This window comes from Klebsiella sp. BIGb0407 (genome assembly GCF_024807845.1).
In the GTDB taxonomy this organism is placed as follows: domain Bacteria; phylum Pseudomonadota; class Gammaproteobacteria; order Enterobacterales; family Enterobacteriaceae; genus JGM124.
The window spans coordinates 25,631-43,146 of sequence record NZ_JANUEQ010000006.1 but is presented as its reverse complement, the minus strand read 5'-3'; the positions used below and the strand labels follow the sequence as shown (position 1 = coordinate 43,146).

At 46.0% G+C, this 17,516-nt stretch carries 14 protein-coding genes; 10 read left to right on the top strand and 4 right to left on the bottom strand.

Features of this window, described 5'->3' with window-relative positions:
• Positions 1-2 precede the first annotated feature (2 nt).
• Together tkt and M2387_RS17395 are read right to left on the bottom strand one after the other, a co-directional pair.
• A complete protein-coding gene (gene tkt, locus M2387_RS17400; protein WP_259051202.1) occupies positions 3-2,012 on the bottom strand; it encodes a transketolase in 2,010 nt (669 codons plus the stop codon).
• A gap of 1 nt (position 2,013) precedes the next feature.
• Positions 2,014-2,670: an HAD-IA family hydrolase gene (locus tag M2387_RS17395; RefSeq protein WP_259051201.1), complete on the bottom strand. Its 657-nt coding sequence runs from the start codon at positions 2,668-2,670 to the stop codon at positions 2,014-2,016.
• A gap of 386 nt (positions 2,671-3,056) precedes the next feature.
• Between M2387_RS17395 and ptsP the strand changes: the two genes are divergently transcribed.
• From ptsP to tolA, 8 genes are all read left to right on the top strand, one after another.
• A complete protein-coding gene (gene ptsP / locus M2387_RS17390) occupies positions 3,057-5,567 on the top strand; it encodes a phosphoenolpyruvate--protein phosphotransferase (protein WP_259051200.1) in 2,511 nt (836 codons plus the stop codon).
• 40 nt (positions 5,568-5,607) lie between these two features.
• Positions 5,608-6,669 carry a PTS fructose transporter subunit EIIC gene (locus tag M2387_RS17385; RefSeq protein ID WP_259051199.1) on the top strand — a complete coding sequence of 354 codons (1,062 nt, stop codon included), beginning with the start codon at positions 5,608-5,610 and terminating at the stop codon, positions 6,667-6,669.
• Positions 6,670-6,685: 16 nt separating this feature from the next.
• On the top strand, positions 6,686-7,939 hold the full coding sequence (locus M2387_RS17380; RefSeq protein ID WP_259051198.1) for a class II D-tagatose-bisphosphate aldolase non-catalytic subunit: 1,254 nt from the start codon (positions 6,686-6,688) through the stop codon (positions 7,937-7,939).
• Between the two features lie 25 nt (positions 7,940-7,964).
• On the top strand, positions 7,965-8,282 hold the full coding sequence (locus tag M2387_RS17375; RefSeq protein ID WP_259051197.1) for a PTS fructose-like transporter subunit IIB: 318 nt from the start codon (positions 7,965-7,967) through the stop codon (positions 8,280-8,282).
• Positions 8,283-8,350: 68 nt separating this feature from the next.
• Entirely contained in the window at positions 8,351-9,301 is a 951-nt protein-coding gene (gene tal, locus M2387_RS17370) for a transaldolase (protein WP_259051196.1), read from the top strand.
• A gap of 109 nt (positions 9,302-9,410) precedes the next feature.
• Positions 9,411-10,265: a helix-turn-helix transcriptional regulator gene (locus tag M2387_RS17365; protein ID WP_259051195.1), complete on the top strand. Its 855-nt coding sequence runs from the start codon at positions 9,411-9,413 to the stop codon at positions 10,263-10,265.
• Entirely contained in the window at positions 10,265-10,651 is a 387-nt protein-coding gene (locus tag M2387_RS17360; RefSeq protein ID WP_259051194.1) for a PTS fructose transporter subunit IIB, read from the top strand. Before M2387_RS17365 ends, M2387_RS17360 begins: the two co-directional genes overlap by 1 nt.
• Positions 10,652-10,911: 260 nt before the next feature.
• On the top strand, positions 10,912-11,274 hold the full coding sequence (gene tolA / locus M2387_RS17355) for a cell envelope integrity protein TolA (RefSeq protein WP_259051193.1): 363 nt from the start codon (positions 10,912-10,914) through the stop codon (positions 11,272-11,274).
• Between the two features lie 56 nt (positions 11,275-11,330).
• Here tolA and M2387_RS17350 read toward each other — a convergent pair whose 3' ends face one another.
• On the bottom strand, positions 11,331-12,380 hold the full coding sequence (locus tag M2387_RS17350; protein ID WP_259051192.1) for an ATP-binding protein: 1,050 nt from the start codon (positions 12,378-12,380) through the stop codon (positions 11,331-11,333).
• Position 12,381: 1 nt separating this feature from the next.
• The gene (locus tag M2387_RS17345) at positions 12,382-13,077 is read right to left on the bottom strand and encodes a response regulator (protein ID WP_259051191.1); all 696 of its coding nucleotides are present in this window, start codon (positions 13,075-13,077) and stop codon (positions 12,382-12,384) included.
• 134 nt (positions 13,078-13,211) lie between these two features.
• Here M2387_RS17345 and M2387_RS17340 point away from each other — a divergent pair, with 134 nt between their 5' ends.
• Together M2387_RS17340 and M2387_RS17335 are read left to right on the top strand one after the other, a co-directional pair.
• Positions 13,212-14,339 (top strand): efflux RND transporter periplasmic adaptor subunit, encoded by a 1,128-nt coding sequence (locus M2387_RS17340; RefSeq protein ID WP_259051190.1) that lies wholly within the window; start codon positions 13,212-13,214, stop codon positions 14,337-14,339.
• 30 nt (positions 14,340-14,369) lie between these two features.
• A complete protein-coding gene (locus M2387_RS17335; RefSeq protein ID WP_259051189.1) occupies positions 14,370-17,471 on the top strand; it encodes an efflux RND transporter permease subunit in 3,102 nt (1,033 codons plus the stop codon).
• Positions 17,472-17,516 lie beyond the last annotated feature (45 nt).

Genomic DNA, 17,516 nt, shown 5'->3' with positions numbered 1-17,516 from the left:
ATTTATGAGATGACCGTCCTGGATTTCTGAATAACATTATCCAGAGTGATGCCAAATTCTTGATAGAGCTGCTCAGCAGGCGCAGATTCCCCGTAGGAGTGCATGCCAATCACGGCACCATCAAGACCAACATACTTGTACCAGTAGTCAACAATACCCGCTTCAATAGCGACTCGAGCGGTTACTGCCTTGGGCAGAACAGATTCCCGGTATACGTCATCCTGCTTATCAAAAGTATCGGTAGATGGCATGGACACCACACGAACGCTGACTCCCTCGGAACTCAGTTTTTCCCACGCTGCAACCGCCAGTTCCACTTCTGAGCCGGTGGCAATCAGGATCAATGCAGGCGGCCTCTCACTGTCTTTGAGGACATAGGCGCCGCGTGAGATGTCTTGAATTTGTTGCCTAGTGCGTTCTTGCTGAGCAAGGTTCTGGCGAGAAAAAATAAGTGCCGTCGGGCCATCAGAGCGTTTAACGCCAAAGGTCCAGGCAACGGCTGATTCAACCTGATCGCAGGGACGCCAGGTACTCAGATTAGGTGTCATTCGCAAAGAGGCGAGTTGCTCTACCGGCTGATGCGTGGGGCCATCTTCTCCGAGCCCTATGGAATCATGCGTATATACCATTAAATGACGCTGTTTCATCAAGGCTGCCATGCGTACAGCATTGCGCGCATACTCAACAAACATCAGGAATGTGGAGGTATAAGGCAGGAATCCACCATGTAAGGAGATTCCGTTGGCAATGGCCGTCATCCCAAACTCACGCACCCCATAATGGATATAGTTACCTGCCGGGTCGTCATTGATCGATTTGGATCCAGACCAAAGTGTCAGGTTAGAAGGTGCAAGATCGGCGGATCCACCCAGTAATTCCGGTAGCCAGTGACCAAAAGCTTCAATCGTATTCTGGGAAGCTTTACGACTCGCGATATCTGCCGGCTGTTGCTGTAATTTTTCAATAAAGTGGCCAGCTTTATCCGTAAATTCTGCCGGTAATTCTCTTCTCATCCTCCGAGTAAATTCCGCCGCCTCCTGAGGAAAGTGTCGCTGATAAATGCTGAAACTCTCGTTCCAGGCCGTTTCTTTGGCTTCACCCGCTGCTTTTGCATCCCACAGGGCATAGATATCATCCGGTATCTCAAAGGGAGGAGAGTGCCAGCCAAGTTGCTCGCGGGTTGCTGCCACTTCGGCATCGCCAAGAGGAGCGCCATGCACATCATGGGTTCCGGCCTTATTGGGTGAACCAAAACCAATGACGGTTTTGCACATGAGTAAGGAGGGTTTTTCGGTAACTTTACGGGCTTGTTCAAGTGCGTTTTTAATCATCCGGGCATCATGTCCGTCGATATCACGTATGACATGCCAGCCATAAGCTTCAAAACGTTTCGCCGTATCGTCAGTAAACCAGCCTTCGACATGACCATCGATGGAAATGCCGTTATCGTCATAGAAAGCAACCAGTTTACCCAGTTTCAGAGTGCCCGCCAGGGAACACACTTCATGGGAAATGCCTTCCATCATGCAGCCATCACCCATAAACGCGTAGGTAAAGTGATCCACAATGTTGTGGCCGGGGCGGTTAAACTGCGCGCCTAAGGTTTTTTCTGCAATCGCCATACCGACCGCATTGGCAATCCCCTGCCCCAGCGGACCGGTGGTGGTTTCTACGCCCGCGGTGTAGCCAACTTCCGGATGGCCCGGTGTCTTAGAATGTAATTGACGGAAATTCTTCAACTCACTCATCGGTAAATCATAACCGGTGAGATGTAACAGGCTATACATCAGCATTGAACCGTGGCCATTGGACAGGACAAATCTGTCACGGTTAACCCAGGCTGGATTACCCGGATTATGGTTCAGGAAATCACGCCACAGTACTTCGCTAATATCCGCCATTCCCATTGGTGCACCGGGATGGCCAGATTTCGCTTTCTGCACAGCATCGATACTGAGCATTCGTATCGCATTCGCCAGCACTCTTCTTGACTGCATATTAACTCTCCGCATTTTAAACTTTTAGAAAAAAACCCGTTCCACCCGAGCGTTGAACAGAAATATGCTGGTAATCAGCGAGAGTGAGGTAGGTGTCGACATCATGGGCGACTGACTGAGGGGTGATAACCTCAACCACCACACATCCGGCCTGCCTGGCGGATATCATTCCGGCGCTGGAATCTTCAAAAGCAATGCAGCTAAGGGCAGAGAGATTGAGCTTAAGAGCCCCCATTAAGAATGGCTCCGGATGAGGCTTGCCATACTGAATATCTTCGCTGGTGATAAGCACCGATGGAAAAGGCAGTCCCGCTTGTTTAATTCGTGCGCTAGCAACTTTTAACGACCCGGAAGTCACGATTCCCCAAGGAACAGATAACGCCTGAAGGGAGGATAAAAATGACACAGCCCCGGCAACTGGCGTGATGGTGTCAACATGCCTGACTTCGTAGTCCTCAAGAATAGTAAATTCTTTCGCTATTACCTCATCACTGGCATCTGGCATAAAGTGTCGCAGAGTACTGATGGCGGGTTTGCCATGAAGATATTGCAGGACCTGCTCGGTATTCAGCCCCTTTCTGTCAGCCCAAATACCCCATGATTGTTCAACAAAATCAAGGGATTTCACCAGGGTTCCGTCTAAATCAAACAGCATTCCATTGAAATGCATCATTCCCACCTACTAAAGGGTTTCCGGATATCTGCTTATTTTTTAACTTAAAACACGCCAGGAATTAAATGGTAAAAAAGACCCATTTATAGCAAAAATGTATCCATCCAGTATTTAATCTGATAATTGTGATGATGATCCCAATCATGGATTTTCCAATAAACACCCATAAAATCATTATTAATCATTGATATACGTTTTGTTTTGGCTGTTTTTGAAACTTGACACAAATCACAAAATGATAATCAGGACACTTTTTTCAAGAAAAGATCACTTTTTTTCTATATTAAGTTACCAGCGAACAGTGAAGGATAGATACATGCAAGACGGGACATCATCTCTGTCCAGTTAAATTTAGAAGTACTTAATTAAATCTTTCGGGAGTAGTTATGCCAGAGATACTCATTTACAAATGTGAGCTGAAGGAGGGCATTCATGCCAGACCGGCGGGGCATATTGAGCGACTTTGTAATACCTTCACGGCTTCTGTTTGCTGGAAAAATACTCGTACCGGCCTCGAAGGAAATGGCAAGAGTGCCCTGTCTCTTGTTGCGACAGACACCTTATTTGAAGATTGCTGTGAAATTACCATCGACGGAGAAGACGAGTTCGATGCGTCTATGCAACTGTCTGAATTATTTGAAAAACTCCCATCATTTGAAGTCACAGTAACCGAAGATATCAATACTAGCAGCGGCTATCTGCCACGCTCATTACGTGAAACTCAACTACGTTTTATCCAGGGTACTCGAATCAGCGGCGGCGTTACCATCGCCAAACCTGTTGTCATTCAAAGCCTGACATTTGAAGAGATCCTTGCCCGTAATCCAGTAAAAAAGAGTGATAGCCAGAATGACACAACCCTTTTTCTGAACGGACTGACAGCGCTTAAAAATGAGAAACAGGCATCATTAAGTGAAAAAAAGGGTGTAGAACATGACATCATCCAGGCACATATTTCCATCATCACCGATCTGACTTTCCAGGAAAATGTGCTTGAATACATTAATAATAATCACAATGCCTGGTCAGCGATTGTTGCAGCAGCGATGGGATTCTGTGAAATACTGAATCGCTCCTCCAGTAAATACATCAGGGAAAGAACCCTGGATGTTCTGGATATCACGACCCAGTTACTCACAAAAATATATGGTTCGCATGCTCTGCCACAAAATTCTCTTGAGCTACAGGAACCCTCAGTCATTCTTGCCGATAGCCTGACTCCCAGTAAGTTTCTCGGTATCAATAAAAACTGTCTTGCAGGCATGGTGCTGTCCTCAACGGGAAAAACCTCACATACGGCAATTCTTGCTCGCTCTCTGGGGATCCCAACGTTAACGGATATTGATTTTGCGTCCATTAACGTTAACCCGGATCAACCCGTCATCATCGATGGTGAACCCGGAATTCTGATTAACGCGCCTGATGAAAAGGTTCTCCGCTATTACCGGGATGAAATGCGTGTTCAGCAAGAAATGCAGAATACGATGTTAGCCAGCGTCTTCGAGCCCGCCATCACCACCGATGGTCACCCTGTTGAAGTCGCAGCCAATATAGCCAGTCTTGAAGAAGCCAGAACCGCATTTCTTAATGGTGCCGAAGGTGTCGGATTATTTCGCACCGAAATGTCATTTATGGACAGAGACACGCCGCCGGACTATTCAGAACTTGCAACCCTTTATACAGAGGTTGTGAGTCTTGCTGGCGAGAAGCCAGTTATTTTTCGCACATTCGATATCGGCGGCGATAAACCGGTCGATTATCTGAATATTGGTGAAGAAGAGAATCCGTTCCTGGGATTTCGCGCTGTGCGTACTTACCCGCAGTACCGTGACTTATTTACCTTACAGCTGAAAGCTATCCTGACCGCATCGGCCTCAGGCGTCGTTCGCATCATGATCCCGATGATTGCCAGAGTGGAAGAAATTATCTGGTGTCGCGAAGTACTGGGATCGGTTAAAGAAGAAATGCGTAGTGCCGGACTACCTTTCAGAGAAAATATTGAGCTAGGTATAATGCTGGAAGTTCCATCGGTTATCTTTACGATCCCTGAAATGGCTGAGTTTGCCGACTTCTTTAGCGTAGGCAGTAACGATCTGACCCAATACTTCTTTGCCGCTGACCGTGGAAATACGCGTGTTGAAAGCGTTTACGACAATTACTCACCGTCATTTTTAAGAGCGATGCAATTTGCCGTTACAGAGGTACATCGCGCCGGAAAATGGATTGGTATTTGTGGCGAGTTAGGGGCGAATAAAGATTTCCTGCCGATATTAACCGGTATGGGTTTTGATGAATTTAGTATGAGTAACACCTCTATTCCGGCAGTAAAACATACTCTGAAAGAGCTTAATTATTCCAAATGTCAGAAGCTGGCCCTGGATATTATCGAAGTTAAGACATCAGCTGAAGTAAAAGAAAAAATCCGCTTACCTGATATAAAAGATATATCTGAAAAACCTATTTTAGCACCTGAATTTGTTCTTTGTGACCTTGATGCCTGTGACAGAAATGAAGTTATTAAAAAAATGACAGATAATCTTTGGTTACACCATCGAAGCGACAGCAGACATAATTTATGTGACGATATCTGGAGTCGTGAAGACTCCTATCCGACAGCGGTAGGATATGGTTTCGCGATACCCCATACAAAATCGGAATATATAAACCACTCAACCATCAGTGTAGCAAGACTTAAAAGACCTGTGCTATGGGGCGATCAGGAAGTTGAAACTGTCTTTATGCTGACAATAAATAAATCAGCTGGAGATAATGAGCATATGAAATATTTCTCAACACTCGCCCGGAAATTAATGAATGAGGAATTTAGAAATGAAATAAAAGGTTCGGTGGCATCACAAGTACTCTACAAGCTTATTCTAAGAACATTAGAAGTCTGAATATAAATAATTTACCTCATTATAACTGGTCGGGGTTTTTATGTTAAATCTATTAAAAAATACTAAAAGACATTTCATGACTGGGGTGTCCTATATGATCCCGTTTGTCGTCGCCGGGGGCGTATTACTCGCATTATCCGTTATGTTCAGTGGTAAAGCCGCAGTTCCCGATCATGGCTTTTTAAAAGCGATGTCACAGATTGGTATTGCCGGGCTGACTTTATTTATTCCCATTCTGGCCGGATTTATCGCTTACTCCATGGTTGAAAAACCGGGTATTGCTCCTGGTGCTATTGGTGGATTAATGGCCAATCAGATGGGCGCGGGTTTCCTGGGAGGAATGCTTGCCGGTCTGATTGCAGGCCTCGTGGTCTATGCGCTGCTGCAGTTTATCGCCAGAATGAAAGTACCTGACTTCCTGCGTCTGATTCTGCCGATTTTTATTATCCCGCTGGTAGGCACCTTTCTGACAGGCCTCGCTATTTATTATGTCGTCGGCGAACCCATTGCCTGGCTGATGAACTGGCTCAGCGCGTGGTTATCAGGCATGCAGGGGGCATCGTTCATTGTTCTGGGTATTATTCTCGGATGCATGATCACCTTTGATATGGGGGGTCCGATGAATAAAACCGCCTTTTTCTTTGCCGTTGCCTTGATAACCACTAACCCGGAACTGATGGCCGCCGTTGCCGCTCCTGTCTGTACACCTCCTTTAGGCATGGCTCTCGCCACCTTTATGTTTAAAGGTATTTTTACTGACGTGGAACGTGAAGCGGGCAAACCCGCGCTAATCATGGGATGCGTCGGGATCAGCGAAGGTGCCATTCCTTTTGCAGCAGCAGACCCAATGCGTGTTATTCCGGCCAATATGATAGGTGGCGCGGTCGCATCCATTATCTCTCTCTGGTTTGGCGCAACCAACGCCGCACCTTGGGGCGGGCTCATTGTGTTACCGGTTATTGGTAATCCATTTGGTTATGTTATCGCGATTATTGCGGGTGCATTAACCACAGCGATAGCCGTAAAAGTTCTTAAAACCGTACTGAAACCTAAGTCATCCGTGAACAACGATAAAGATGACCTTGATATTTCGTTTGAATGAAAAAGCAGGAGTTAATATGAAAAATACGATGAAGCAATATGTTGATTATATCGTTAAAGGCGGCAAATCAACCATGCTGGGTATTGGCCCAATGTCACCAGCACTCATTCAGGCCTGTTTTGAATTAGGCAAAGAAAAAGATCTGCCACTGATGTTTATCGCCAGCCGTAATCAGGTTGATGCTGATGAATTTGGTGCAGGTTATGTGAATAACTGGGATCAGTTCCGTTTTGCCGCAGACTTAAAAGCCATGGCCTTAAAAGTTGGTTTTGACGGTGATTATTTCCTCTGCCGCGACCACGGCGGCCCATGGCAGCGTGATAAAGAACGTAAGGATCATATTCCTGAAGAAGAAGCGATGAAACTGGCCCGTCGTTCTTATCAAATCGATATGGATGCCGGTTTTGATCTCCTGCATATTGACCCAACCAAAGACCCTTACGTCGTAGGTAAAGTCATTGATATTGAACTGGTGCTCAGCCGCACTGTTGAATTAATTCGTTTCTGCGAAGACTATCGTAAAACCAATAATCTCAAAGAGTTCTTCTACGAAGTCGGGACCGAAGAAACCAATGGCGGCCTGACAGATATCAGCGCTTATGAAGGGTTCATTGTTGAACTGAGCCAGCGTCTGGATGCAGAAGGCTTACCTCAGCCGCTGTTTATCGTCGGCCAGACCGGAACGCTGACCCGTTTAACCAAAAACGTCGGGCATTTTAACGATACACAATCAGCAGAGCTTTCAGCCATCAGTACCCGCTATGGTGTCGGCCTGAAAGAGCATAACGGTGACTATCTGCCGGACGAAATTCTGTTAAAACACCCAGGCCTGGGTATTACAGCAATGAACGTGGCGCCTGCATACGGCACTATCGAAACCCGTGCTTATCTGAAGCTTGCTGAAGTGGAACAGGATCTGGCAAAAAAAGGTTTCATTGAGTCGGCTTCAAATCTTAAGAATATCCTGACCCGGGAATGTGTTCTCAGCCACAAGTGGGAAAAATGGATGACTGATGAACATAAAAATAAATCGGAAGAACAGATTTTTAGTGAGCCAGCCCTGCTTAAAGAAATTCTCGAACTTAGTGGCCACTATAATTACGAGAAACCAGAAGTCGTAATTGAAATGCGTAAGATGTTTACTAATTTAAAATCTTTCGGCGTAGAACCCGAGCGCTATGTGGTTAATAAAATAAAAGACATGATCCAGAATGAAGCAGAATGTTTCAATATGCCAGGTTTAACCTCACGGGTTGCCGCAGCAAAATAATAATATACGCACGCAGGTAAATATCATGACTATTCTCGTCGCAGTGACAGCCTGTCCTACTGGGGTCGCACATACCTATATGGCTGCTGAAGCATTATTAATTGCCGCTAAAAAGAAAGAGTGGATAATTAAAGTTGAAACTCAGGGGGCAACGGGTATTGAAAATGAATTGACGGCCTCTGATATTGAAAAAGCTGATATGGTTATTTTAACCAACGATATCACTATTAAAAATGAATCAAGGTTTGAAGGTAAAAAGATAGTCCGTGTCGGGGCAAATACAGCCGTCAGACATAGTGATAAAATCATGCAGAAGATTTCTGAGAATCTTGAACTGAGTTAAGAATATATAATAAGGAGGGGCCCATCCTTATTACGTTCTGAAATATAAATAACCTACAGGTATATCCAATGAATCAGCTTGAACAGTTGAAGCAGAATACTATCATTGTTGCTGACAGTGGTGATATTGATAGTATCATTGCTTATCAACCCGAAGATGCAACAACGAATCCGTCGCTTATATTTAAGGCTGCTCAATTACCTCAATATAATGAATTGATACAAAATGCAGTCACGGCTGTTAAGTCGCAACAGAAAGATAAAACCCAATTACTCAGCGATATCGCTGACTATCTTGCAGTTTGTATTGGTTGCCTGATTCTTAAAAACATTCCCGGACGTATTTCCACAGAAGTGAATGCCAGACTCTCTTTTGATACTGAAGCCAGTATTAAGAAAGCACAGGATATTATTCGACTCTATGCAGAACAAGGCGTTTCGAAAGAACGCGTACTGATTAAACTTGCTGCGACCTGGCAAGGCATTCGGGCGGCTGAGGTACTTGAGAAACAGGGTATCAAATGTAATCTTACACTCCTGTTCTCATTCGCTCAGGCGCGCGGTTGTGCAGATGCGGGCGTTTATTTAATTTCGCCCTTTGTTGGCCGTATCTCTGACTGGTATAAGAAAAACCAGCCTGATGTGACTTTTGGTGTTGAAAACGATCCGGGAATTGAGTCGGTCTCTAAAATCTACAATTTCTATAAAATGCACGGCTACAGCACCGTTGTTATGGGAGCCAGTTTCCGCTCCCCGGAACAGGTATTAGCCCTGAATGGTTGTGACCGTCTGACGGTGTCACCGCCGTTGCTCGATAAACTCAGTAACAGTGAAGAGACCATCCCCTCCCCGCTCCACTACAGCGGTGAGATCTATGCTAAACCGGCGGCTATCTCTGAAGCTGAATTTTACTGGGCGCATAATCAAGACGCTATGGCGGTCGAGAAGCTGGCTGAAGGTATTCGTTTGTTCGCCGTCGATCAGAATAACCTTGAGGCGTTACTCACTCAGTATATTTAAGTACATAGATAAGAAAGATATGGGCGGGAAATGTAGTGGCAGAAACATTGTTATATGTCTTCAGCATTGCTACGATCCTGTCCTTTAACAACGGATCCACAGGCTACCTATGAGCGTATTTATACAATCAATACTCAGTGAGTTCAGTAGTCTGTCCACCAATACAGGGAATATTTTGGTTGCCAGCGGAAATGCTCAGGCACCCGCGATGGCCTATCACCTGCATGTACCACGGATTGAGCTGACCGTTAAAGGAACGCTTAGCATGCTCATTCCAAAGGGTGTCGATAAAATCGTTAAGTATGAACGTCCGGTGGGAACTATCACTTATATTCCGGCTAAGGGATGGAACTCTCCCTTATGGGATGAGCCGGTAATCTGTATGTCGATTGTATTCTGGAAACAGGATATCGGTTTCAGCATCAGTAACTGGGATGGAACACAGTTTACCGAAGTAGAAAAATTCAATTTAGAAAATACCAGCAGTACTACACGCGATAAGTTAATTGAAATAGCTGAATCTCTGGCCTGGAGTCAGAACAAAACCACCGGGACTTTCTCGCATATCATTTATGCATTGATTAACGATATTCTCTATCAGTTAACCGAAGGCATTCATAAGCCACAGAGTTCCGTTTTTTTAATCGATGAGGTTAAGCGATATATTGATACTCACTTTCATGATGATATCAGTCGTGAAAGCGTTGCCGAGGTTTTTAGTATCTCACCGGGCTACTTATCCCGACTTTTTTCGAAAGATTCAGATATTAAATTCAATGAGTATCTGAAACACGCGAGGATTTCACGATCCCGAACGTTGCTTACCAACACCAATTTAAAAATTAATGAAGTTTCTGTGAAATGCGGTTTTACCGATACCAATTATTTTTGTAAGGTTTTTCGAGAAATAAATGACTGCACTCCGCTTGAGTACCGTCGTAAAAATAAGGGAGCTAGTGTGTAATGACTCGTTCAGGTAAAGAAAGTCTGATACTTGGTGGCAGTGACAGAAAACTGTATTTCGTCGCCGTAACCGCCTGTGCAACAGGTGTTGCCCATACTTACATGGCGGCGGAACAGTTGGAGAAATTAGCGAAAGAGTATAATTTTGCTGTGAAAATTGAGACCCAGGGAGTCCTGGGTATTAAGAATAAAATAACCAGTAAAGATGTAGAAGAGTGCGATCTGGTTATCATCGCATCGGATATCATGATTGATTCCCCTTCACGGTTTGAAGGGTTCAGAGTGATCAATGTTAAAATCAGCTCGTTATTGATTAATCCTTCAGAAGTTATGGGGCAAATAAAGCGGATCATTAATCAGCCTAAAGGCAAGGTTGTTGATATTTAGTGATCCACTATTTTGGTCGTCATTATCGGTATTTCAATTGAAATGTGACTTATCTTTGTAAGTCAGGGCTTATGGCGCTTCAAAATTGATAGCATTTGAACGACGGAATCCTCTGCTGTAACTCACCCGCTCGCGATATATTCCACAACATTCAGCCCCAGCGCTGAACCCTCTATTTTCTGTAAACACACATTCGCTGTATGATAAAAACCATCGCAATTTTCCAGGCTGGAATACTGATACAATAACAAGGAATAGTTATGAAAAACATCATTATAGCAATCATAATATCTTGTTCACTTAACGCTTATGCGGAAAAATCATCGGCGATGATGGTTCCTGAAAATGAAACATTCAGCGAACAGTTAAATGCTCAAGCTAACGGGATAAAACGAGCGATAGAGCTAAATTTTGTCAATGCCCCCTCTTTCTCTGGCAAAACTTGTACTTTACGCATAGAGCTCGCACAAGATGGTGCTCTGCTCTCTGTAAAATCAGAAGGGGGTGACCCTGAGCTCTGTAGCGCAGCACTTACGGCTGCGAATAAAGCACAATATCCGCCATTCATTAACGATGAAATATACAACCTTTTCAAAAATGCACCGATCGACTTCAGGTTATAATAAGCAGAAATTAATCGATGTTTTGACAAATATAAAAGTTCGCTCTAAACGAGCGGTTAATTAATTTCAGCGGGCAATAACAGCTCAATACAACAGCCTCCCAGGAGGCTCTGTTTGCAACTCACCTGCCCGCCATGTGCCCTGACAATAGAACTTACAACGGCCAGTCCCAGTCCTGAACCCTCCGTTTTCTCTGAGCGCACATTCACGGTACGATAAAAAGCGTCGAAAATAGTCTCGCTTTCCTGCTGTGGAATACCGGGGCCTTCATCTTGAACCGTGATACGGATGTCACCAGCAAGCAGATGACAAGTCACCAGGATTTTACCAGGAACGGAATATTTAATAGCGTTACTCAGCAATGCCGACAGGATCTGACCGATACGCATTTTATCCACAAATCCCGTCACCTCTTCTGTCTCGAGAGTCAGTTTCAGGCCTTTATTTTCAAGCTCATTACGGAACAGTTCAGCGCTGGTGACGACTAACGTATCCATCTGTACCGTTTCACGATAAAGATACAGCTGCCCGCTATCCGAAAGACTTAACACTCTTAAATCATCGATAAGTCTTGATAAACCTTCGGTCTGATTCAGTAAAATCGAAAACTGTCTGTCATCCTTCTCAAATACGCCATCCCTGATGCCCTGAATTCTGCCTTGTAACACCGTGACCGGAGTCCTCAGTTCGTGGGCTATAGCCGCATTCCATTTCTTCATTTCATTGGACATCACTTCCAGTTTATCTGCCATAGCATTGAAATCGTCGATAAGTAGTGCGGTTTCCCGGATTTCACGCACGTTATGTCTGGCACGTTCACTCAGTTGCCCTTCTGCAATTTTACGCGCGCTTTCTGCAACAGCATTTAAGGGAATAATGACTTTTTTAGCAAAAGACCAGGAAAAACCTAATGCAATCAATGATGATAGCAAGCTGGAGATCAGCGTCAGGATCCAGTCATGGGTGGTTGGTATTAAGTTATCTTCATCAGACATATTAAATATCGTGAGATAAATACTGTAAACCATGAAAAACAGCACAATAGTACTCAGCGCCACTTTCGACGTCAGAATAAAGAGCTGATAGCGAATACCCGTTTTCTTCATCCTAATCCCCCAGCCGATAGCCAAAACCACGAATACTTTCAGGCACCGATGCCAGCCCCGCCTGCTCAATTTTCTTTCTCAGTTTACTGATATGGCTGTCAACGGTACGTTCGCTGGCATCCCCTTCCGGCAGGCAGTAATCAAGAATTTCCTGACGTGAAAAGACTCTTTTAGGGTAACGAATAAGATGGAGCAGAATTTTGAACTCTGTCGAGGTGAGCTGGCTGCCAATATCGGTATTAGACGATTTAATCACAACAGAGTGATGGGTGACATTCAGACTAATATTGCGGGTACTGAACGAAAGCTGATTGGCATCCGATTGATGATAAGACATACGTCTTAAAATCACGTGAATTCTGGCTATCACTTCTGCCGGGTTAAAAGGCTTAACGATATAGTCATCGGCTCCTGTCCGCAGCGCCTGAATTTTATCGATATCGGCATCCAGCGCAGTCAGCATCATGACGGGGACATCATTATTGCGTCTGATTTCACTGAGTACCTGCCAGCCATCGACATAGGGCATGCGGATATCGAGGATCACAAACGAAGGGGACTCAGACAACACCAGTGAAATTGCTTCTCGCCCATCTTTTGCCCGGATAACGCTAAATCCTTCTTTCAGCAGATATGCGGTGAGAATTTCCGCAATATCGTTTTCATCTTCTGCCAGCAGAACTTTAATATTTTTCATTTTTGTTCCTCGTATTTGCTCATCTTTACCACAATCCACACCATCTCCACATATCCTACACACAATGTAAACATATGAATTATATAATTATTCTAGCACGTGATATCTATTTTAAATATCGGGAAATAACTGGAATGATGATAAAACGAACGACGAAAATAACTGTGTTATCTCTCTTATGGCTATTATCTGCCTGCGATTCAGGTTCTGAAGTCGTCGCTCAAACAGAAGAGATGCCCGCAATGGTGAATGTCACAACGCTCGCCACAGAGCCGGTATTCCAGGAACAAACTTTTCCAGGCCGGGTAGCTGCATTTCGCATTGCCCAGATTAGGCCTCAGGTGAATGGAATTATCACTGAAATGAAGTTTAACCAGGGAAGTGAACTGGTGCCCGGTCAGGCGTTATTCCAGATTGATCCCGCTCCGTTTAAGGCTGACGTTAATAGCGCCGCTGCCTCGCTGCAAAAAGCTCAGGCGAGCTACCGACAATTGCAGGCTAAAGCCAGCCGTCTTGCAAAGATAAAACATTCAGGCGCGGTCAGTGAGCAGGATTATGAAGATGCACTTTCTGCTGCCGAGCAGGCCAAAGCAGCTATTGCTGAAGCGCGCGCAGTACTCGAACGCAAGCAATTAGACCTCTCTTACTCAACCGTGAAATCGCCTATTGGTGGGCGCGTTGATCAAAACTTTATTACCGAAGGCGCACTGGTCAGTTCCAGCGATACTCAAGCTCTGGCAACGGTTCAGCAGATAGACAAAGTCTATGTCGATGTCCGCCAGCCCGCTTCCCAGATGAACATGCTGCAAGCCGCCGCAGGAACATTAGCCCGTGATGAAAATGCGGCATCAGCGGCCGTTATTGCCGCTGACGGAACCCCCTACAGTAATCAGGCACAGATCCTATTTACCGGGGTCAGCGTTGATGCCAGTACCGGGGATGTGGTGATGCGTCTGCAAGTGGATAATTCGGACCGGACGTTACTGCCGGGTATGTATGTGCAGGCAAAAATTTCACGCCTGCTGGAACAGAACGGCTTAGTGGTTCCTCGTGAGACCCTGGTACGTGAAGGCGATAAAACCTACGTCTGGCTCAATGATGAAGGTAAAGCAAAACGGGTCGAGGTTGAGGCAGGTGAAGCTATCGGATCTCATTTTTGGATTAAAAACGGCCTGAAAGCAGGTGACCAGTTAGTGGTTAAAGGAATGAGCAGGTTGCAAGAGGGCGTGTCTCTGCATCTGGCACAAGACGCGCAATCCTAATTTCACCCTTACTCTTATCCAGGATATTTTATGCCGCAGTTTTTTATTAATCGCCCGGTCTTTGCCTGGGTTATCGCTATCTTTATCGTGCTGTTTGGGATCCTTGCCATCCCTAAACTGCCTGTTGCCCGCTATCCGTCAGTGGCACCACCCAGCGTCAATATCTATGCCACCTATCCCGGCTCGACGCCTGAGATGATGAACAATAACGTGGTCGCGTTAATTGAACGTGAGCTCTCCTCGGTTAAAAATCTGCTCTACTTTGAGTCAAGCAGTGATACCTCAGGGCAGGCGACCATTAGCGTGACCTTTAAGCCAGGAACCGATCCCGAACTGGCTCAGGTCGATGTGCAAAACCGGATTAAAATCGTCGAACCCAGACTGCCTCAGGTGGTGCGCCAGAATGGCCTGAATGTTGAAGCCTCATCCTCAGGGTTTCTGATGATTATTGGGCTGTCTTCAAAACAGGGAGAGATGTCAGATAGCGATTTAAGCGATTACTTTTCCCGTAATATGATGGAAGAGTTACGTCGGGTAGAGGGTGTTGGTCGCGTCCAGCTGTTTGGGGCAGAAAAAGCCATGCGCGTGTGGGTCGACCCGGTCAAGCTCAATCAGTACAGCCTGACCGTGAATGATATCAGCCGGGCGATAACGGCAGAAAATACCCAGATATCACCGGGCAGAACCGGCGACTCACCAGCCATAAAGGGACAGCAGGTCACTTATCCTTTACTGGTTCAAGGTCAGCTTGGCTCCCCTGAGGAATTTGGCAATATCACCCTGAAATCAAATCTGGATGGTTCCCGAGTGGTACTTTCTGATGTCGCCCGTGTGGAATTAGGGCCACAGAGTTATGGCTTTTCAACCCGGGAAAATGGACATATCTCTACCGGGGCAGCAATCCAGCTTGCACCTGGAGCCAATGCGGTGAGAACCGCGGAGCAGCTTAAATTACGCCTTGAAGACTTGAGTAAAGCGATGCCGCAAGGCATGGAATATACCATTCCGTTTGATACCACGCCTTTTGTCAAAGTCTCGATTGAGAAAGTAATACACACGTTTATTGAAGCCATGGTGCTGGTCTTCCTGGTGATGTATCTGTTCTTACAGAATGTCAGGTATACCTTTATTCCTGCGATTGTTGCCCCTATTGCGCTACTCGGGACATTCACCGTGATGCTGATGTCCGGCTTTTCCATTAACGTACTGACTATGTTCGGTATGGTTCTGGCTATCGGGATTATCGTCGATGATGCCATCGTCGTGGTGGAAAACGTCGAGCGAATCATGGTCGAAGAAGGACTGGGGCCGAAAGAAGCAACCCAGAAAGCCATGAAGGAGATAACCGGTGCGGTGATTGGTATCACGCTGGTACTCAGTGCGGTATTTATTCCTATGGCGCTGGCAACCGGTTCGGTCGGGGCAATCTACCGTCAGTTCACTATGTCGATGGCGGTTTCAATTCTGTTCTCCGCTTTCCTCGCCCTTAGCCTGACCCCGGCATTATGCGCCACGCTGCTAAAGCCGATTGATAAAAACCATCATCAGAAGAGAGGATTTTTCGGCTGGTTTAACCGCAAGTTCTCAGTGATGACTGACCGCTATGAAAACGGCGTCGCCCGCATGCTAAAACGTGCCGGGGGCTCGCTGGCGGTCTATGCAGCGCTCTGTCTGCTACTGTTTTTCACCATGAAAAGTATTCCCGGAGCCTTCCTGCCGGAAGAAGACCAGGGTTACTTCATAACCTCTATTCAGTTACCTTCTGATGCCACATCAGAGCGTACTTTGGATGTCGTAAAAGAGTTTGAAGGTACCGTGCTGAACAGAGAAGGTATCAACGCAAACCTGTCCGTTATGGGGTTTAGCTTCTCCGGCTCAGGGCCTAACTCTGCGATGGCCTTTACCACGCTAAAAGACTGGGACCAGCGTCAAGGTGCAACCTCGGCATCAGAATCCGGCCATGTCATGACGACGTTATACGGACATCCTGAGGCTGAAATCTACAGCCTGATGCCTCCGGCAATTGATGAACTGGGCAACTCCTCCGGTTTTGCTATGCGTCTGGAAGACCGCGCGGGTAAAGGCTATGAGGCGCTTAAACAGGCCAACAATAAATTACTTGAGCTGGCAGCCGGTAGCCAGATAGTTCAGGGGGTTTATGTTGATGGCTTACCCGATGGCCAGGTGATTAATCTGCAGATCGATCGTCAGAAAGCGTTCGCCCTGGGTGTCGCATTTGATGAAATCAGTCAGACATTATCGGGCGCGATTGGCTCGCTGTATGTGAATGATTTCCCCAATGCCGATCGTATGCAGCAGGTTATAGTCCAGGCCGATGCGCCATTCCGCATGCAGCCGGAAGATATTCTTAAGCTCTACGTACGCAACGGCACAGGAGGAATGGTTCCCCTTTCCGAGTTTGTTCAGGCGAAATGGGAAAACTCACCGTTACAGCTGGTACGTTATCAGGGCTATCAGGCAATTAAAGTAACCGGTAGTGCCGCACCCGGCTATTCAAGTGGTGATGCCATGAAAGAGATGGAGCGACTGGCAGAACAGCTACCAGAAGGATTTGCTATTGAGTGGACGGGTCTGTCATTGCAGGAACAGCAGTCAGCCTCAGAAGCGCCGATGCTGATGGTGCTCTCAATGCTGGTGGTCTTCCTGGTTCTGGCTGCGCTTTATGAAAGCTGGACCGTTCCACTGTCTGTCATGATGGTGGTACCTCTGGGATTATTAGGAGCAGTACTGGCAATCATGATGCGCGATCTCTCGAACGATGTGTTCTTTAAGGTCGGCATGATTACCATTATTGGCCTCTCAGCCAAGAACGCCATCCTGATAGTCGAGTTTGCCAAACAGATGCATGAAAGCGGCAAAGGTCTGCTTGAGTCCACACTGCAAGCTGCACGTATGCGTCTGCGTCCGATACTGATGACCTCTCTGGCATTTACCCTTGGCGTTGTTCCACTGGTGATAGCCAGCGGGGCCAGCGCAGAGACACAACATGCTATCGGTACTGGAGTATTTGGCGGAATGATAAGCGGCACAATACTGGCTATTTTCTTCGTCCCTGTTTTCTACTTTTCAGTGATGAAAATGGTAGAAAAATTCACCCGTAAAAAAGCGTAATGTTATTGCGGGCATATATTTCTAATATGCCCGCAATCTGGGGGA